This is a genomic window from Clostridium cadaveris (genome assembly GCF_020911725.1).
Lineage (GTDB): Bacteria > Bacillota > Clostridia > Clostridiales > Clostridiaceae > Clostridium_X > Clostridium_X cadaveris.
This window is the reverse complement of record NZ_CP076620.1, coordinates 3,150,823-3,169,970: the sequence shown is the minus strand read 5'-3', so window position 1 is coordinate 3,169,970 and position 19,148 is coordinate 3,150,823. Positions and strand designations below refer to the sequence as shown.

Sequence of the window (19,148 nt, the reverse complement as noted above, 5' to 3'; positions counted from 1 at the left end):
ATATTAAATAATAATATTACAAGGATTACTGAATGTATTATAAATTTTAAAATAGAAGATATGAGAAATTTAATTAATGGAGGTGTAGGGATTAGAATGAATAAGGAATATTATGATAGATTTCTAAAAATATTAAAAGAAACAAAGGGAATTCATAATTCACTAAATGAAATTTTAAAATATGATTTTATATATCATTCAAATAAAATAGAAGGAAGTACATTTACAACAGAAGCGTTACAAATGCTTATGGAAAAAAATATAGTTACAGGAACTCATACCTTAGACGATGTACAGGAAACTGTTAATTCATTTTATACATTTGATTTAGTTATTGATAATTTAGATAGACCCTTAACTTTAGAAATGATAAAAGAGTGGCATGCTAGTTTAATGTATAGAACTAGATTATACGATTTAGGTTTGGTAGGTGTTTTTAAGAAGTATTCTAATAAAATATTAGGAGCTAACTTCGATACTGCGAATCCTTGGGAAGTTGAAGATAAACTTAATATTTTAATAAATGAATTTAATAATCTAAAAGAAGTAACTTTAGAAGATATAGCAAAATTTCATTTAGAATTTGAAAGGATACATCCATTTCAAGATGGTAATGGGAGAATAGGTAGATTTATATTTTTAAAACAATTACTTGATAATAGATTATCACTTAAATATATGAATGGTGAAAGTTCAATTGAATATAAAAAAGCTTTAGATGAATCTACAAATGATAATATAAGACCGTTGATTGAATATTTGAATAAGCAGAAAGATTTTATTGAAGATAATAGGAGTATGTTTTAATAAAATTTTAGAATACGATAATTTGAACCATATTACAAGTAAATGAGGTTTATAGCCTTAGCTATTGATATAATTAGATTAAGACTAGTTTTACAAGTGAAACTATAGTAGCGCAAGTAATTATAATAGCACTAGCTATATGTATTTATCTTCGAGTAGCTAAGAAGCTTAAAATAAAAGAGCATCTGTTAGCACTTAAGGCATCTAGAAAAAATGAAATGTTCAAATATAAGACATGCTTTAAATCACCAATTATGTTATCACTAATTATTTTTGGATTAATTAATGCGGTGTCGGGAATCTTCTATTTAGTTAAATAAATAAGGTGCTGTTATAAAAACTATTATTACAATAGCACCTTATTTGTGTTAATTATTTATTTTCTTAATATCAATATCGTACTTTTTACATTTCAATGAAATTGTTCTGTGTGTAAGACCAAGAGCTTTACCAGCCTTATTGTAACTGCCGTATTTAGCCATAGCAGCTTTTATTATTTCCTTTTCATAGCACTCAAAAGGCATAATATCTCCATTTGGAGTGTTTATAAGAGCATCACCAGAATATTTTTCATCTTTAAGATGAAATGGAAGGTCTGATACGCTTATCATAGAAGACTCGCATAGATTCATGGCACGTTCTATTATATTTTGAAGTTCTCTTATATTACCTGGCCAATCGTATCTTTCAAGCAACATCAATGCATTATTATCAATTCCAAGTATATTCTTGTTTAGTTCAGTATTGAATTTTTGGATAAAATGATGAACAAGCAGTCTTATATCATCTTTTCTTTCTCTTAAAGGCGGTAGGACTAGGGAGAGAACATTAAGTCTATAGTAAAGATCTTCTCTAAATGTACCATCTCTAACCATTTCAGCCAAATTTCTATTGGTAGCAGCTATTATTCTTACATCAATCTTTTGTGGTTTTGTAGAACCAAGACTCTCAAATTCTTTTTCTTGAAGCACTCGTAAAAGTTTTACCTGCATTGAAAGAGGAAGGTCGCCAATTTCATCTAAAAATATAGTTCCTTCATTAGCTATAGCAAACTTTCCAGGTTTACTCTTTAAAGCACCTGTAAATGCTCCTTTCTCATAGCCGAATAATTCACTCTCCATAAGAGTTTCAGGTATTGCAGCACAATTCACTTTTACGAAGGTGTTATTATAACGAGGACTATTGCTATGAATAGCTTTTGCAATAAGCTCTTTACCTGTACCGCTTTCACCTCCTATAAGAACTGTTGATGGACTTTGAGAAGCCTTTTTGCACATTGTAATTATATCTCTCAAATTTGAATTAAATCCGATTATATTCTTAAATGAATTTTGCTCTCTGCTTTGTTTTAAGAGCTCTTCTCTATAGTAATCTATCTCAGCCTCATATTTTTTTACTTTTCCTATCCAATGACGTATTTCACTTAAAGGTTTAGAAAGTGATATAACTCCTTTGAAATCGCCATCTATAAAAAGAGGTTCTATGTTTGAGATTATCTCTATGCCTTCTTTCTTTTGGATAAAATTCTCTATCTTCTCTTTTGATGTGAATGACTTTATTCTAAGGCCATTTGGTGACACATCTAAAAGATCTTTTCCTAAAATATCATTTGGATTTATATTAAAATGGTGCTCATAAGCTGGATTTATATAAGTTATCTTTCTGTTTTCATCAACAAAGCAAATCATATCATGGGATGCTTCAAGGAGTTTTTTGAATCTTGTATTTACTTCCTTCATACCCATTACTTCAGAGATATCCTGAAGAACTCCAACGGCACCTATTATGTGATTATCTGATATAATTGGAGAACGATTTACCAGGAGTATATTATTATTTATATGTTGAATCTTACCAAACTCTTTAGTTCCTGTATTTATTATATTTGGAAGGTCAGAGTTAGGGATTACATCTGTGATTTGATGACCTAAAATATCTTTAGAAGGCTTATTTAATATTTTTAGAGCATAAGAATTTATATTGCTTATTGTACAGTTTGTATCTATAACTATAATTCCCATAGGAAGGTCCGATAAAATCTGTTCATTTGCTATGGTACTCTCTTGAATTATGGCATCAACTTCATTCATTATGCCGTAATTATAGGCAAGATCTTTTGTTATATAGTCACAAAGTACCTCAACAGCTTTTATTGAAGCATAATTAGAATTTTTAGATCCTATGGTTATCACTTCACCTTGCTGAATTCTAAGAGATATTAAAGCAAGAATGCTTATTCCTATAAAAGAATCATCATTTTTCCTTTTTATAAGAAGGTCAACTCCATAACGCTCCTTAACTTCAGCAGCTTTATTAACCACCATCGCAGCAATTCTAGTATGAAGACCATTTTCTATGCTTACAGTTACATTTCTTTTAACCAAATTATTTCACCTCTTTAATTTTATGACTAGTTTTTATGCTCACACCTTTTTTAAGTGAGAGATAATAAGGCTTATACCTTTAAATAACGACTTTTTAGTTTCAAATGGAGTGGAAAATAGGATTTAAGATAAAAGTCAGTTTATAAACTTGATAAAAATTATCAGATTTTCTAAAAGTGTTGATACTTTTTATCAATATCTATATTAATTTAAAATCTTCAGAAAGTCTAGAGAATTTTCATATAAAAAACACATACTTACATATAATTTCTCATGTAAAATATAAACTTTGTGGGAACTATATAAATAAGCATTAATATAGCAGAGGCAATATAGAAATTTATCTTGAAATTACGAATGATAAGAAAATAATGTTTTGTACCTTGATAAATTTTATCAAGGTATATTGATTCTGAGAATTTACGAAAATACTAGGTAATCATTGAAAGTAAAGGGACTCAGAAGTTTCGACAATATTGGCATGATAATTGCTAATATATTAAGGATAAGATGATATTTAGGAGGAAGAGTGAGTATGAAAAAAGGAATAGCAGCATCTAAAGGATATGCAATAGGAACAGTAGTATTAAAAGAAAATGATGAGCTAATAATAACTGATGAAAAGGTAACTGACATTCAAGCGGAAAAAGAAAGACTTCAAAATGCTTTAGAGCAATGTAAAGCTCAGCTTACATCTATAAAAGAAAAAGCTTTAGCAGAAATGGGAGAAGAAAAGGCTGCAGTTTTTGATAGTCATATCATGCTTTTAGATGACCCAGAATTTACTGGTGCTATGGAAATGGAAATAGAATCAAACAACTCTAATGCTTTAAAAGCTGTTGATTCAGTTGCACAAACTTTCTTAATGATATTTGAATCAATGGAAGATGAATATATGAGAGAAAGAGCAGCAGATATAAAGGATGTTGCCAATAGAATAAAATTAAACTTAGCGGGAAAAGCTATGGGACTTAATATAGAAGCAACAAACACAATAGTAGTAGCATATGATTTAACTCCATCAGATACAGCACAGCTTGACAGAAGCAAGGTTGTAGCATTCCTTACTGATATCGGAGGAAGAACATCTCATAGTGCTATAATGGCTAGAACATTAGAAATACCAGCAATAGTTGGATTAAATGATATAACAAGCAGCGTAAAAGACGGAGACTTCATAATAGTAGATGGAGTAGAGGGAAATGTAATATTACACCCAGATGAAGCTACAGTAAAAGAATATGAAGCTAAGAGAGATGCTTACGAAAAAGAAAAAGAAGAACTTAAAAAGCTTATTGATGTAAAAGTTAAGACTAAATCTGGTAAGAGAATAGAAGTGTGCGGAAACATAGGAAAGCCAGAAGATGTTCACAAAGTTATAGAAAACGGAGCAGATGGAATAGGTCTTTTCAGAACAGAATTCTTATATATGGATAGAGATGATATGCCAACAGAAGAAGAACAATATGAGGCATACAAATATGTTCTAGAGAAAATGGAAGGAAAGCCAGTTGTTATAAGAACTCTAGACATCGGAGGAGACAAAAAGCTTACTTATCTTCCAATGCCAGAGGAAATGAATCCATTCCTTGGATACAGAGCTATAAGATTATGCTTAGATAGAAAAGATATATTCAAGGTTCAAATAAGAGCTTTACTTAGAGCTTCTTACTATGGAAACTTAAAGATAATGTTCCCAATGATATCATCTTTAAGCGAATTTGAACAGGCTAAGAGCTTTGTAGAAGAGTGCAAAGCTGAATTATTAAATGAGGGACAAAAAGTTAGTGATTCTATCGAAATAGGAATAATGGTAGAAATACCAGCAGCTGCTGTAATGGCTGATGAGCTTGCAAAGCATGTTGATTTCTTCTCAATAGGAACAAATGACTTAATCCAATATACATTAGCTGCAGACAGAATGAGTGAGAAGGTATCTTACTTATATAACCCAATGCATCCAGCAGTTTTAAGACTTATAAAGATGACAATTGAAGGTGCTCACTCAGCAGGAAAATGGTGTGGAATGTGCGGAGAAATGGCTGGTGATGAAACAGCTATAGCTACTCTTGTAGAGTATGGATTAGATGAATTCTCTATGAGTGCATCGTCAATACTTGGAGCTAAAAAAATAATAATAGATCAAGAATAACTTATTTGATATTTAGACGTTAGTCCATATAGATATACTGTAAAGCAATTAGCTTTGCAGTATATTTTTTTGATTTTTAATGGAAATTGTTACAAATAAAATTAAACAGCTTGTATAATATTAATAAGATAAAATTAAAATTTAAGGTTACAATATGGGAAAAATTTCGTATATATTAATGAGAGGTTAGGATAAGGGGGAAGAGGATTTGGATGAGGACTTAAAACTCATAAAGGAAGTGCTAAAAGGAAATGTAGATAGTTTTTCTATACTTATGAACAAATATGAGCATATGGTTTTTTCATTTGCTTATAATATGATAAATGATAGAGAAGCAGCTCAAGATGTGACTCAGGAAGTATTTATTATAGTATACAACAAGCTGTATATGTATGATAAAAAATATAAATTTAAAAATTGGCTTTTAAAGATAGCTAGAAATAAATGTATAGATTATATAAGGAAATATAAGAGAGTTTATGAGGCTAATATTGAGGACATAACTTATATTTATGATAAGAATCCAGGTCCAGAAGAAGCTATGGAAATAAGGGAAGCTAAGCTTATAATAAGAGATTTCATAGGTAAGCTTGGAGATATAGACAGACAAATTATAACTTTAAAATATTCCAGTGGAACAACTTTCGTAGATATAGGAGAGGTTATGGGCATGACAGAAGGAGCAGTAAAAAGACGATATTATAAAATAAGAGACAGTTTCAAAAAACATTATGAAAGGGAACAAAGAGAAAAGGAGGTGTAGTTTGTGAAGTGTAAAACTTTTAGAGATCATATGTATGAATATATGGAAGGTGATTTATCCAGAGATATGGAAAAGTCCATGGATATGCACAAAGAACAGTGCATGAAATGCAGGGAAGTTTTTGAAGAAGAAAAAGCAATGGATGACACTTTTAAGAGAGCTTTTGACAATACTTATATTGAATTTGACAGCACTAGAAATTCAGTATTGGAATCCATAGATAGAAACAAATACTCTAACAAGAATGGCAACAAACTATACTATAAATTTTGTAAAAGCTTTAAATCATATGGAGCCATAGTTGCTATGATTATAGGTATGCTGATTTTAGCTCCTTTTATAAAAAATCTCTTTAGTACATCATCAGAAATAGTGCCTCTTAAACATGATGAAAGTATGTCAAAAATTACTTTTGATATTACCTCAGAAGAAATATCTATAAGTGACGAGCTAAAAGGGTTATCATGGAATAATTCTAAGGATAGTAGATATACTATGGCTATATATAATGATGAAGATCAGACCGATATGAAACCATTCATATTTTTTACAGATAACAATATAAAGAAGAGCTATAAATTGACTTTTAAAAGTAAGAATAACTCTGATATTAAGATTTATGAATTTAAGTGGATGGAAGATAATAATATAATGATTCTTTTAAGCGATAAAGATAGTAAACTTCAGGGAGGGAATAAACTTATAGTGTTGAATCTTGAGAATTTAAGCTTTGACATCATATATGGAACGGAAACAAGTAATGATGTATTCAGGGAATTTACAATAAATCACAATCAAATAAGAATAGATACAACAAGTGTAGATGAAACTGGAAGGCAAATAGGAAAAGGTGTGGAATATGTAGATTTTAAAGATGTGACAACAGATGAAAATAATGAAGTAAGAATATATTTAAACAAAATAATTGAAGCTATAAAAAATGATGATTATGAGTCTATAAGTGGTATTCTAGAAGGAGCTAAAATTAATAAAAAATATATGGATTCTGATATATATTTAAATAAAATATATAAAATAGGTAATGAAGAAGAAGGAAAGAGGGAATTTTTAATAGACTTTTTATGTGTTAAAGATGATGGCAATAGGAAAAGATATATAAAGAGAGTAATGTTAGAAAACAAATACGAAAAGACATTTCTTAAAGGATTGGGTGTCGAATGATTCTTTAAGTAAATGATTGAAAGATAAATGCATAAATGGTACAATATGTATGTGAATTTTGAGGATTGACTTTATATGAAAAGAGGGTAAAACCTCTTTCTTTTTATGTCAAGATGTGTATTTTATTAATTGGAGGAGTGTGTATATTATGGAGAGTTACGCATATATTGATGGACATTATGATGAGGCAGAAAAACTATATAAAGATATGAAAATAAAAGATGCGTTGATAATGTTGCTTTATGAATGTGGAGAAAAATCAATTGAAAAAATTGAAGTTAAGATTTTAATAGGGAAGTGTTATTTCGCTTTAGGGAAATATGATCTAGCAAGGAAATACTATAAAGAAGTACTAAACATGGATAAGAAAAATAAAGAAGCAAAACTTCTTATAAAAGAGCTTGGGAAAATATCTAAGAAATATACCAAGGAAGGAAATTCAATACCGATTTTTATAATAGGAAGATGTTACATATAAAAACAATCTTAAGATATAGAAACATAAATTGAAAGGATTATAGAAACAACTTAAAGAATAATATCTATAATAAATAAACAACCTAAGAAAAGAGAGGAGGAGAACTGTGATAACGATAATTAAAAATATAGAAATTTATGTACCAGAGTATTTAGGAAAAAAAACAATAGTGCTTATAAATGACAAAATAGAAGGGATATTTGACGATATTAAAATACCTGTAAATTTTTTAGATATCGAAGAAGTAGATGGTGAAGGTCTTATAGCTCTTCCGGGATTTATTGATGCTCATGTCCATTTAATAGGTGGAGGTGGAGAAGGTGGGTTCAATACAAGAACTCCAGAAATAAAGCTTTCAACCTTAACTAAGGCTGGAATAACTACTGTAGTAGGATGTCTTGGAACAGACGGAATATGTAGAGATATGAAAACTCTTCTTGCAAAGGCGTATGCATTAGAAGAAGATGGAATAACAACTTACAGCTATACGGGTTCCTATGGAATACCAGTAGAAAGTGTTACAAAATCAGTAAAAGAGGATATAATGATAATTCCTAAAATTATAGGCGTAGGTGAAATTGCGTTATCGGATCATAGATCATCACAACCTACATATGAAAGCTTTGCTGCTCTTGCAGCAGAAGCCAGTGTAGCTGGAATACTTGCTCATAAAGCAGGTGTTGTTCATGTACACCTAGGAGATGGAAAGAGGAAGTTTGGATATTTATCAAAACTTATAGAAGAGACAGAAATACCAAAGCATGTTATAGTACCAACTCACTGCAATAGAAATCATGATTTGTTCAAAGATGCTATAACTTATGGGAAAAATGGAGGATATGTAGATCTTACTACAAGTTCTGATACATCAGCAGAAGATGAATCTATAAAAGCAAGTACAGCTTTAAAGGAGCTGCTAGAAGCTGGTGTTGATATAAGCAATATCATGTTTTCCTCAGATGGTCAAGGAAGCCTTCCAAGATTTGATGAAAACAGAAAATTTATAGGCTTAGGCATAGGTTCAGTAAGCACTCTTTATGGAGAAGTAAAAGATGCTGTTTTAGAGGATGGAATACCAATGGAAACAGCTATAAGAGTTATAACTTCAAATGTAGCTGATACATTAAAACTTAATGCTAAAGGAAGAATCAGTCAAGGAAAAGATGCTGACCTAGTATTGGTGAAGAAAGAGGATCTTTCAATAAACAGTGTTATAGCAAAAGGAAAATGGATGATAAGAGATAATGAGATTTTAGTTAAAGGAACATTTGAAGAATAGTATTGACGATTTTAAATTTATGTATTAATATATAAATATAGAGATACCCCTTAGGGGTATATGAAAGGAGATAATAATTATGTTAGAGATAAAAGATGAAAATTTTAATAGTGAAATAGCAGAAGGAATAGCAGTTGTAGATTTTTGGGCTCCATGGTGTGGACCTTGTAAGATGCTTGGACCAGTATTAGAGGATGTAGCAGCAGAATTAGGAGAAGTTAAGTTCTGCAAACTTAATGTAGATGAAAATATACAGATACCTCAACAATTCAGTGTTGCAAGCATACCAACAGTTATGGTATTTAAAAATGGAAACTTAGTTGATAAGGCTGTAGGATTTAGACCAAAAGAAGAATTAGTTCAATTAGTTAAGAAACACATTTAAGAATAAGGTGATAATATGAGCGAAAGATATGACGTTGCCATTGTAGGCAGTGGTCCAGCTGGATTATCTGCAGCTATCAATTGCAAGATAAGAAACAAAAATATAATTCTATTTGGAAATGAAAATCTAAGTAACAAGGTAAGTAAAGCGCCAAAGATAAATAATTACCTTGGTATTCCAGGCATAAAAGGTGAAGAACTTAAAGAAGCCTTTAAAAAACATATAGATTCAATGGATATATCTATAACTCCAGAGAGAATAAATGCTATTTATGCTATGGGAGATTATTTTGCTCTTATGGTAAATGAAAAGATGTATGAAGCGAAGTCTGTTATTCTTGCTACAGGAATGGAGTATGGTAAGGCTTTAAAAGGTGAAGAAGAATTCCTTGGGAAAGGTGTAGGATATTGTGCTACATGTGATGCTCCTTTATACAAAGGAAAGAAAGTAGCAATTATTGCTCATAATAAAAAGGAAGAAGAAGAAGCTAACTTTGTAAAGGAATTAGCAGAAACAGTCTATTATATACCTATGTATAAGGATATAGAGAATCTTAGAGAAGATATAATAGTAGTGAGAGAGAATCCAGTAGAGATTATAGGCAACGATATGGTAAGAAGTCTTAAACTTTCAAACACTACTTTAGAAGTAGATGGAGTTTTCGTCCTAAAGGATAGTATATCACCAGATCAGCTTATGCCAGGTTTAAAGATAACTGATGGACATGTAGAAGTTGATAGGCAGATGGCTACAAATCTAAAAGGATGCTTTGCAGCAGGAGATTGTACAGGAAAGCCATATCAATATATAAAATCCTCAGGTGAAGGATTAGTAGCTGCACTTAATGCAGTGAGCTATTTAAACAATAAAAAATAATGTGCAGTGATGCACATTATTTTTTTGACTTAAAGAATACATGATTACCTATAGTTTTCGTACTAACCTTTTCAACATTCTTCATCCATTGGGATGTAGCAGTTTTCGGGTTGTAGAAAAATACGGCTCTATCGGTAGGGTCAACTCCCTTTATAGCATCCATTACTGCTTTTTTGCAGTCATCGTCAGGGGTTACGGAAATTTTACCATCTCTAACGCATGAAAATGCATTCTTTTGTGTTATAACTCCCTCAACAGTCTTAGGAAATCCAGAATTCAAAGTACGATTTAATATAACTGAAGCAACAGCTACTTTTCCATCATAAGGTTCTCCTTTGCTTTCCGCGTAAACTATTTGGGACATCAAATATATGTCGTTATTTGTTAAATAAATTTTTCCCGCTTCGTTATTAAAAACTTGAACAACATCTTGTTGTTCCCTATAGAGATTTGAACTATCATCATTTGATGTGACTGTATAAGAACCTTCAATTAATTCTGGTGAGTCACCTATTTTGTAAGCATATGCCACATTATAAGGGATGATAGCAACTACCAATAGAAAACTTAAAACAATCACGGTGTATTTTTTCATATACATCCTCCTTGTTAAAATTTTCATAGTGGTATTATACCCAATAATTTTTATAATAATACATTTTTTCTTTTATAGGCTTAAATTATCTTTATACTTTTTTAAAGTTGTTTTAAATTTTTCTATACAAGTATTAACTGATTCTCTTTTACTTTCACTATTTTCAAAAAAATTTTCATCCTTAGAGTTTAAAGTAGATTTTGACAAATCAAGCTGCACAGCATTTAGATAATCTCTGTAAGCAGCAATCACTTGCTTGAAGTCTTCATAAGAAGCAGTGGCTTCGTTAGGGATAGCCAATGCGTAAATCTTTCCTGATAAAGTATCTAGCGAATTTTGACATTTCTCTATGTCATCTATAAGTGAATCATAGCTACAGGTGTTTTTTTGCCATTTTTCTATGTAAGGCGAAAAGTCTTTATTTATAGAAGAAAACTCAGTTATGATTCTTTCAAATGATAATATAAATGTTTTGTTTTTTTCTTCATTCAATTGAGTATCTCTATTAGAAATTCTTAGAGTATCTATTGATGAATATAATGCAGAAAGTTTCTTGTTATCACCATTAAAAAAATAAATTTTAAAAGGAGATATATTGTTGTACGATTCGCAGGCTGACTCTTGGTAGTTCTTAAGATTATTTTGACTTTCTTCTAAATCTTTTCCCTTGAGATTGTTTAAAATAGCTGAGAACTGCCTATAAAATAATATGTTGGATTTTATTCCACTAGATAGACTTGAAACTATGTCTGAATATTTTTCAGGCACATCTATAGAAGAGATTTTTTCTTGAATAGAATTCAAATCATCAATAGCTGATGGTATCCTTAATGATATTTCGGGGTTGCTTAAATCATCCTCAACTACATCAAAAACATATTTGTTTGATAGGTTTATATCATCAACCAATTCAGATAAAGATGAAAGCTCTTTAGGAATCTTGTTTTTATTTACCATAGGGAAAAGTGTAACAACTAAAATTATAAGAAGTATACTAAGGGCTAAGTTTAAAATAATATTTTTTTTCATAAAATCACCACCGTACCATATTTTTTAATCTTTAAGTTTCGTTTATATAAATATATTAATGAGAATAAGGTAAAATTACCTTTATAGGATAAAATGTATAGAAAGAAATTCTTAAGAAAAATAATATAATTGCTTTATAAATATTGTCGTCATGTTGCTATAGGATGGTGTATAATTATAAGTATATTCACAGGGGAAATGAGGTGGCTTCCTAAGATGGAATTATTTGAAATGATTTTAAATACTGTAAAAAATATCAATATGCTATCTGTTCTAGATATTCTTGTTGTAGCCTACTTCTTTTACAAAGGCTATATGCTTATGAAGGAAACTAGAGCAGTTCAATTATTAAAAGGATTATTGTTAATAGTAGCACTAATACCTATAAGTTATCTTTTAAATTTAAGAATGGTTTATACTATTCTTATAAAAACAATTACCATAGGAGTATTATCTGTAATTATCATATTTCAACCGGAAATAAGAAGGGCTTTAGAGCATCTTGGAAGGTCTGCTTTTAATGATAAACACTTTATAGATGATGATAAAATATTACAGAAGATGATTTCAGAGATTGTAACTGCTGTTGAAAATTTAGCAATTACTAAGACAGGAGCACTTATAGCAATAGAACAGAATACAGGGCTTGGAGATGTAGTCACTAGCGGTACTAAAATAGATGCCATAGTTTCATCAGCTCTTTTAGAGAACATTTTCGTAGTAAATACGCCACTTCATGACGGAGCTACTATAATAAAAAACGGAAGAATAGAAGCATCGGGTTGTGTGCTTCCTCTAACTTCAAATACAGATATAAATAAAAAACTTGGAACAAGGCATAGAGCTGCTATAGGGTTGTCAGAGGTATCTGATGCAATACTTATAATTGTATCAGAAGAAACAGGAGTTGTTTCTTTAGCTGTCAACGGAAGGCTTACAAGAAACTATGATAAAAATAAACTTACTGATATATTAACGAGAATAATAAAAAATAGACAGGTTAAATCAAAGACCGTAGGGGAGAAGGTGAAGTTATGGATGCTAGGAATAAAAAGCAAGATATCTTAATAAAACTTATTTGCCTTTTGTGTTCATTTGGGTTATGGATATACGTATCTAATGTTGAAAACCCAACCATAACTAAAACCATAAAGGATGTGGGAGTAACTATACTCAATGAGGATGTTCTCACAAACTCTAAACTTGTAATGATGCCTAATCAGACTTTTAAGGTAAATGTAGCTATTCAAGGGGCATCTTCTGACGTTTATGCAGTAAAGTCAGAAGATTTTCAGCTTTCTGTTGATTTGAGCTCCTATGCATTGAAAAAGGGTGATAATACTATATTAGTAAATATAGATAAAGCCCCTGCAAATGTAAATATAAAGCAGACAGAAACATTAAAGGTAACTGTAGTGCTTGATGATTTGGAAGAAAAGAGCATACCTATAAAAGCTGACATCAATGTATCCTCTAAAAAAGGAACTTACCCATCAACACCTGTAGTAGATCCTGTAAATGCAACAATATCAGGACCAGCTCAGTATGTGGATAAGGTTGAAAGTGTTGTTGCATCAGGAGAGGCTAAGGATGTAGAGAATGATGTAGTACTTACATTAAAGCTAGTAGCTATGGACAAAAATAAGAGAGCTATTAAGGAAGTAACAATAAATCCTGTAACTGCTAATGTGGTTGTTCCTATAAAGAAAGGAAAGACAGTTCCAGTAAGCATAAAAACTAAAGGAAGTCTAAATTCGAATCTTCTTATGAAATCTATGGAACCTTCACCTAGTAATGTTGAAATCACAGGTGATGAAGCTGCACTTAATAAAATAACATCCATAGACACAGAAGCTATAGACTTATCTTTAATAACAACATCAAAAGATATAATGGCAAAGCTTAAATTACCACAAGGTATATCTTTAGTTAATAATACAAGTGGTACTGTAACAATAAAGTTTAGTATAGAAGGTATAAGCCAAAAGACATTAAATGTTCCTATAACTATAAATGGCGTTGGAGATGGATTAAGTGCTTCGTTAGATAAGGAAAGCGTCAGCATAACAATACAAGGTCCTAGCAATATATTAGATGGAATAAACGAACTGAAGGGGGATATAGATGCTTCGAACTTAGGTGAAGGAACCAGCGAAGTTGCTCCCAATATTAAGCTTCCAGATGGCGTAACAATGGTGAGCATGTCACCAGATAAATTAAAACTAACTATAACGAAGAAATAGCTGAGAGGAGCGTAATTTGTGGCAATAAAAATAAATAATATAGCATTAAATTTAGATGAAGATATAGAAAAGGATATGTCATGCTTATATAAAAAAGCTGCTAAGAAACTTAGAATAGATCAAAAGGACCTAAAAAATTTAAAAATACTAAAAGAGTCCATAGATGCAAGAAAGAAAAATGATATAAAATTTAAATATTCAATAGAAGTAGAGTGCTCCAGGGAAGAACATGTAGTAAATAAAGTTCACGATAGGGATGTAATGTTAGAGAAAGAATCAGTTCATGATGAGCTGGTATTCGGAAATAAAGTAATGGAACATAGACCAATTATCGTGGGAATGGGGCCTGCAGGAATGTTTGCAGGTCTTATTCTTGCTCAGCATGGATATAAGCCTCTTATAATAGAACGTGGAGAATGTGTAGAGGATAGATCTAAAACTGTGGATAAATTTTGGAGAGATGGAATCCTTGACACTGAGTCTAATGTACAATTTGGTGAAGGTGGAGCAGGTACTTTTTCTGATGGAAAGCTTACAACTAGAATTAAAGATAAACGTTGTGATTTTGTATTAAGGGAACTCGTAGAGTCTGGAGCACCATCAAATATAGTATATAGCGGAAAACCTCATGTTGGTACTGATATCTTAAAAGAAGTAGTTAAGAATATAAGAAACACTATTATAAATTTAGGTGGAGAAATAAGATTTTCAAGTAAACTTCAAGATATAAAAAGCAGGAATGGAAGGATCCAATCTATAATAGTTAATGAAGAGGAAATACCTTGTGAGACACTAATATTAGCTATAGGACATAGTTCGAGAGATACCTATGAAATGCTATATCGTAATAATATATTTATGGAACCTAAAGCTTTTGCAATAGGAGTTAGAGTTGAACATAAGCAAAGTTTTATGGACGAAAATCAATATGGCAAATTTGCTAACCATCCTAGGTTAAGAGCCTCAGACTACAGACTTGTTTATAATAATAAGGAAAAAGAGAGATCAGCATATAGTTTTTGTATGTGTCCTGGAGGAGTAGTTGTAGCTGCAGCATCAGAAGATGAAAGACTTGTTGTAAATGGTATGAGTTATTATGCAAGAGCTGAGGCTAATGCTAACTCTGCTATAGTTGTTACTGTCAACCCTAGTGATTTCGAAGGAAGTTCCCCATTAAGTGGCATGGAATTCCAAAGACATTATGAAGGATTATGCTATAAGCTTGGAGGAGGACAGTATAAGGCACCAGTACAAAAGATTAATGATTTTCTGCAAGACAAGGTTACAACGTCTTTAGGTGATGTTGAACCATCATATAAACCAGGATACGAATTTAAAGATATGAGAGAAACATTACCTCCTTATGTCTCTGACATGCTAAAGGAAGGCTTTATGGATTTCGATAGGAAAATAAGAGGTTTTGCAACAGGCGATGGCATAATGACAGGAATAGAAACTAGAACATCAGCACCAGTAAAGATAGCTAGAAATGAAAATTTAGAAAGTATATCACTAAAAGGTCTTTATCCATCAGGAGAAGGGGCAGGCTTTGCTGGAGGAATAATATCAGCAGCGGTTGATGGAGTTAAGGTTGCAGAAAAGATAATGATGGAATTCAAAACAAAAGAATGATTTTTCTGAAAATAGGCCTTTTTTCATAAAATTTTGATACAATAGAGTAGAGACGAATTGATAAAAATATAACTATCTAAAATTTTACATAATACTCGGTAAAATTAAAAGATAGCTAGGAAATTCAGGCTCTACTTATTTTTTATTCAATATAAAAAATACAAATATAATTACATATGGAATAATTATACTTTAAATACCTAAAGTATTGTTAAATTCCTAGCGTATATCAAGGGGAATAAAAATATAAAATATAAAGAAGAGGTGCAATTGTAATGGTCAAAAACTTTGATGAAGTATTAAAGAAAGTTAAATCACTTGAAACAAAAACAGTAGCTGTAGCTGTAGCTCAGGATGAACCAGTGCTTCAAGCTATAATGGAAGCTAAAAATCAAGGAATAGCAAATGCTATACTTGTAGGAGATGAAGAAAAGATAAAAGTAGTTGCAGCTTCAATAAACATGGATTTATCTCAATTCGAAATAGTTCATGAGGCTAATGCTGCAAAGGCAGCTTTAAAAGCTGTAGAACTTGTATCTTCAGGAAAAGCAGATATGGTTATGAAAGGCCTTGTAGATACTGCTAATTTCTTAAGAGCAGTATTAAACAAAGAAGTAGGACTAAGATCAGGAAGACTTATGTCTCACGTTGCAGTATTTGAAATTGCTGGTGTTGACAGATTAATATTCTTAACAGATGCAGCTTTCAATATGTATCCTGAATTAAAAGATAAAGTAGACATAATAAATAACTCAGTAAAAATGGCTCATGCTATAGGTATAGAGTGTCCAAAGGTTGCACCAATATGTGCAGTTGAGGTTGTAAATCCAAGCATGCCAGCAACTTTAGATGCAGCAATGTTATCTAAAATGAGTGATAGAGGACAAATAAAGGGATGTATAGTTGACGGACCTTTAGCATTAGACAATGCATTATCAGAAGAAGCAGCTAAGCACAAGAATGTAACAGGACCAGTTGCAGGAAAGGCTGATATAATGGTTTTACCTAATATAGAAGCTGGAAACGTTATGTACAAGACTTTAACATACACATCAAATTCAAAAAATGGCGGATTATTAGTAGGAACAACAGCTCCAGTTATATTAACTTCAAGATCAGACAGCTTTGAAACAAAGATGAACTCAATAGCTTTAGCAGCTTTAGTTGCAGAACACAATAAATTATCTTAGGGGGATTATTAAAATGAGTTACAAAATATTAATCATCAATCCAGGATCAACTTCTACAAAAATAGGAGTATACGAGGATGAAACTCCAGTATTAGTAGAAACTTTAAGACATAGTGCAGAAGAAATTGGCAAATACCCAACTATATACTCTCAATTAGGCTTCAGAAAAGATCTTATATTAAATATTTTAAAGGATAAAAATTTTGATATAAAGACTTTGGATGCAGTAGTTGGAAGAGGTGGACTTTTAAAGCCAATAGAAGGTGGAACATATTCTGTAAATGAAGCTATGCTAGAAGACTTAAAGATAGGATATCAAGGACAACATGCTTCTAATCTAGGTGGAATCCTTGCAAATGAAATAGGAAAGGAAGTAAATATTCCTGCATATATCGTTGACCCTGTTGTAGTAGACGAGCTAGATGAAGTTGCAAGAATATCTGGAATGCCAGAAATAAAGAGAACATCTATTTTCCATCCTTTAAATCAAAAGGCTGTAGCAAGAAGATATGCAAAAGAAAATGGCAAGAAGTACACTGACATAAATGTAATTGTTGCACATTTAGGCGGCGGAATATCTGTTGGAGCTCATAAAAAAGGAAGAATAGTAGATGTAAATAATGCATTAAATGGAGAAGGTTCCTTCTCACCAGAAAGAATGGGATCAGTTCCATCTAGAGAATTGATAGAGTTATGTTATAGCCAAAAATATACTCTAGAAGAAATGAGAAAGAAGATAAGTGGACAAGGTGGATTTGTTGCATTCTTAGGAACAAATGATGCCAAAGAAGTAGGGGAAAGAGCAGCTGCTGGAGATGCAAAAGCAAAGCTTATATATGAAGCTATGGGATATCAAATAGCAAAAGAAATAGGAAAGTGTGCTACAGTGCTTTGTGGTAAAGTAGACGCTATAATCTTAACAGGTGGAGTAGCATACTCAAAAGAAATGGTAAGACTTATATCTGAAAGAGTAAGCTTCATTAGCGATGTTGTAGTATATCCAGGTGAAGATGAACTTTTAGCTTTAGCTCAAGGTGCAATAAGTGTATTAAGCGGAGCTGAAAAAGCAAAAGAATATAAGTAGTATAAACTGAATTCTTAGTTTTAGATAAAAATTTATGTAAGCATAGATAAGTATCAAGTTATTGATAGGCATCTATGCTTATTTTTATTATAGTGAGTTTACAAAATATGTTACAATAAAAGATAATAAGATTAAGGGGAAGATAAATTAGAATTTACAGCATAAATTAATTTTAGATTAAAAAAAGGGGGAGGAGATAACTTTGATAACAATACCATACATATATATAGTTGCTATATTAATTGTAATTTGGGTTATATATAGGATTATAGCATTAATTAAGAGTAAAGAAAAAAATATATTGAGAGAAGTAGTAATAAATATATTTTTCATATATTTTCTAATATTAATTAATTTAACAATATGCAAAATGAATATGTTACAAATAAGGTTTCAACATAAATTTCATGTCAACTATATACCGTTTATTGAAACTATAAATATGTTTAAAGATAATTTTATAGGTATAGGAAATGCCATTTACAATGTGGTTGGAAATATTTTGTTATTTGTACCATTAGGTTTTTTTATTCCATTATTATTTAAAAAGAAAAATAAAATTATTAATATAGTTTTATATGGATTTTATGCATCGCTTGCTATAGAACTTATTCAACTGCTTACTGCAATTAACTTAACTGATATTGATGACATAATATTTAATACTTTAGGTGCAGTTTTAGGATTTTTAATCTATAACGTATTTTATTATGCTATAAAGAAAACAAAGCTAGGTAAGTTAGCTAGAAAGGTTACAAGTAAATTTGATGGTAATTTAGTAGTATTAAGTATCAAACCTCTAAGTATTATGTTTGGTGCAGTTTTACTTTTTACTATGATTACTATATATAGTTCAACTATGTCTGCAAATACATCTAATGAAGATATTGCAAAGGTAGTATTTAAAGATAGTAAAAATACAGATTTTCAAGCTGTAAAAGACCTTTCAGAATAAAGGATGAAGAAAATTACGTCAATAATGAGATGAAATTTGCAAATTAAATCATTTTTAAATTAAGTGCAAGTTTATCTTATAAATTATGTTTTATTTGTAAGATGAGTAAAGTGA

17 protein-coding genes are annotated in these 19,148 nt (G+C 30.9%); 14 read left to right on the top strand and 3 right to left on the bottom strand.

Annotation, left to right across the window (positions count from 1 at the left end; translation table 11 throughout):
• The first annotated feature begins 96 nt into the window (after positions 1 to 96).
• Entirely contained in the window at positions 97 to 807 is a 711-nt protein-coding gene (locus KQH81_RS15240) for a Fic family protein (RefSeq protein ID WP_178310763.1), read from the top strand.
• A 368-nt stretch (positions 808 to 1,175) separates the two neighbouring features.
• On the opposite strand, the gene KQH81_RS15235 is transcribed toward KQH81_RS15240, so the two are convergent.
• Positions 1,176 to 3,191, bottom strand: a complete 2,016-nt coding sequence (locus KQH81_RS15235) for a sigma 54-interacting transcriptional regulator (protein ID WP_178310761.1) — start codon at positions 3,189 to 3,191, stop codon at positions 1,176 to 1,178.
• Positions 3,192 to 3,726: 535 nt separating this feature from the next.
• Here KQH81_RS15235 and ptsP point away from each other — a divergent pair.
• From ptsP to KQH81_RS15200, 7 genes are all read left to right on the top strand, one after another.
• Complete coding sequence (ptsP, locus tag KQH81_RS15230) at positions 3,727 to 5,343, top strand: phosphoenolpyruvate--protein phosphotransferase (RefSeq protein WP_099336080.1); 1,617 nt, start codon at positions 3,727 to 3,729, stop codon at positions 5,341 to 5,343.
• Between the two features lie 208 nt (positions 5,344 to 5,551).
• Positions 5,552 to 6,106, top strand: coding sequence for an RNA polymerase sigma factor (locus KQH81_RS15225; RefSeq protein ID WP_074845173.1), 555 nt, complete (start codon positions 5,552 to 5,554; stop codon positions 6,104 to 6,106).
• A gap of 3 nt (positions 6,107 to 6,109) precedes the next feature.
• A complete protein-coding gene (locus KQH81_RS15220; RefSeq protein WP_027637788.1) occupies positions 6,110 to 7,288 on the top strand; it encodes an anti-sigma factor family protein in 1,179 nt (392 codons plus the stop codon).
• 148 nt (positions 7,289 to 7,436) lie between these two features.
• A complete protein-coding gene (locus KQH81_RS15215; protein ID WP_027637787.1) occupies positions 7,437 to 7,766 on the top strand; it encodes a tetratricopeptide repeat protein in 330 nt (109 codons plus the stop codon).
• A 106-nt stretch (positions 7,767 to 7,872) separates the two neighbouring features.
• Complete coding sequence (gene iadA, locus KQH81_RS15210; protein ID WP_027637786.1) at positions 7,873 to 9,045, top strand: beta-aspartyl-peptidase; 1,173 nt, start codon at positions 7,873 to 7,875, stop codon at positions 9,043 to 9,045.
• Between the two features lie 76 nt (positions 9,046 to 9,121).
• The gene (gene trxA, locus KQH81_RS15205; RefSeq protein WP_196802069.1) at positions 9,122 to 9,430 is read left to right on the top strand and encodes a thioredoxin; all 309 of its coding nucleotides are present in this window, start codon (positions 9,122 to 9,124) and stop codon (positions 9,428 to 9,430) included.
• A gap of 15 nt (positions 9,431 to 9,445) precedes the next feature.
• Complete coding sequence (locus tag KQH81_RS15200; RefSeq protein ID WP_230028472.1) at positions 9,446 to 10,306, top strand: NAD(P)/FAD-dependent oxidoreductase; 861 nt, start codon at positions 9,446 to 9,448, stop codon at positions 10,304 to 10,306.
• A gap of 16 nt (positions 10,307 to 10,322) precedes the next feature.
• On the opposite strand, the gene KQH81_RS15195 is transcribed toward KQH81_RS15200, so the two are convergent.
• Both KQH81_RS15195 and KQH81_RS15190 read right to left on the bottom strand, forming a co-directional pair.
• On the bottom strand, positions 10,323 to 10,901 hold the full coding sequence (locus KQH81_RS15195; protein ID WP_027637783.1) for a cell wall hydrolase: 579 nt from the start codon (positions 10,899 to 10,901) through the stop codon (positions 10,323 to 10,325).
• Between the two features lie 72 nt (positions 10,902 to 10,973).
• On the bottom strand, positions 10,974 to 11,930 hold the full coding sequence (locus KQH81_RS15190) for a hypothetical protein (protein ID WP_027637782.1): 957 nt from the start codon (positions 11,928 to 11,930) through the stop codon (positions 10,974 to 10,976).
• Positions 11,931 to 12,146: 216 nt separating this feature from the next.
• Here KQH81_RS15190 and cdaA point away from each other — a divergent pair, with 216 nt between their 5' ends.
• The 6 genes from cdaA (at position 12,147) to KQH81_RS15160 (ending at position 19,034) form a co-directional block, all read left to right on the top strand.
• A complete protein-coding gene (gene cdaA / locus KQH81_RS15185) occupies positions 12,147 to 12,998 on the top strand; it encodes a diadenylate cyclase CdaA (protein ID WP_074845178.1) in 852 nt (283 codons plus the stop codon).
• Positions 12,965 to 14,173, top strand: coding sequence for a CdaR family protein (locus KQH81_RS15180; RefSeq protein WP_027637780.1), 1,209 nt, complete (start codon positions 12,965 to 12,967; stop codon positions 14,171 to 14,173). Before cdaA ends, KQH81_RS15180 begins: the two co-directional genes overlap by 34 nt.
• Before the next feature lie 18 nt (positions 14,174 to 14,191).
• Positions 14,192 to 15,805 carry an NAD(P)/FAD-dependent oxidoreductase gene (locus KQH81_RS15175; protein WP_074845181.1) on the top strand — a complete coding sequence of 538 codons (1,614 nt, stop codon included), beginning with the start codon at positions 14,192 to 14,194 and terminating at the stop codon, positions 15,803 to 15,805.
• A 275-nt stretch (positions 15,806 to 16,080) separates the two neighbouring features.
• Positions 16,081 to 16,995 carry a phosphate butyryltransferase gene (gene ptb / locus KQH81_RS15170; protein WP_027637778.1) on the top strand — a complete coding sequence of 305 codons (915 nt, stop codon included), beginning with the start codon at positions 16,081 to 16,083 and terminating at the stop codon, positions 16,993 to 16,995.
• Between the two features lie 13 nt (positions 16,996 to 17,008).
• A complete protein-coding gene (gene buk / locus KQH81_RS15165) occupies positions 17,009 to 18,079 on the top strand; it encodes a butyrate kinase (protein WP_027637777.1) in 1,071 nt (356 codons plus the stop codon).
• A 202-nt stretch (positions 18,080 to 18,281) separates the two neighbouring features.
• Positions 18,282 to 19,034, top strand: a complete 753-nt coding sequence (locus KQH81_RS15160; RefSeq protein ID WP_051196166.1) for a VanZ family protein — start codon at positions 18,282 to 18,284, stop codon at positions 19,032 to 19,034.
• Positions 19,035 to 19,148: the final 114 nt, after the last annotated feature.

Coding starts and splice junctions, on each gene's coding strand:
- KQH81_RS15240 (WP_178310763.1), top strand. CDS start 97: ATGAATAAGGAATATTATGATAGATTTCTAAAAATATTAAAAGAAACA.
- ptsP (WP_099336080.1), top strand. CDS start 3,727: ATGAAAAAAGGAATAGCAGCATCTAAAGGATATGCAATAGGAACAGTA.
- KQH81_RS15215 (WP_027637787.1), top strand. CDS start 7,437: ATGGAGAGTTACGCATATATTGATGGACATTATGATGAGGCAGAAAAA.
- KQH81_RS15200 (WP_230028472.1), top strand. CDS start 9,446: ATGAGCGAAAGATATGACGTTGCCATTGTAGGCAGTGGTCCAGCTGGA.
- KQH81_RS15195 (WP_027637783.1), bottom strand. CDS start 10,901: ATGAAAAAATACACCGTGATTGTTTTAAGTTTTCTATTGGTAGTTGCT.
- KQH81_RS15190 (WP_027637782.1), bottom strand. CDS start 11,930: ATGAAAAAAAATATTATTTTAAACTTAGCCCTTAGTATACTTCTTATA.
- cdaA (WP_074845178.1), top strand. CDS start 12,147: ATGGAATTATTTGAAATGATTTTAAATACTGTAAAAAATATCAATATG.
- KQH81_RS15180 (WP_027637780.1), top strand. CDS start 12,965: ATGGATGCTAGGAATAAAAAGCAAGATATCTTAATAAAACTTATTTGC.
- ptb (WP_027637778.1), top strand. CDS start 16,081: ATGGTCAAAAACTTTGATGAAGTATTAAAGAAAGTTAAATCACTTGAA.
- buk (WP_027637777.1), top strand. CDS start 17,009: ATGAGTTACAAAATATTAATCATCAATCCAGGATCAACTTCTACAAAA.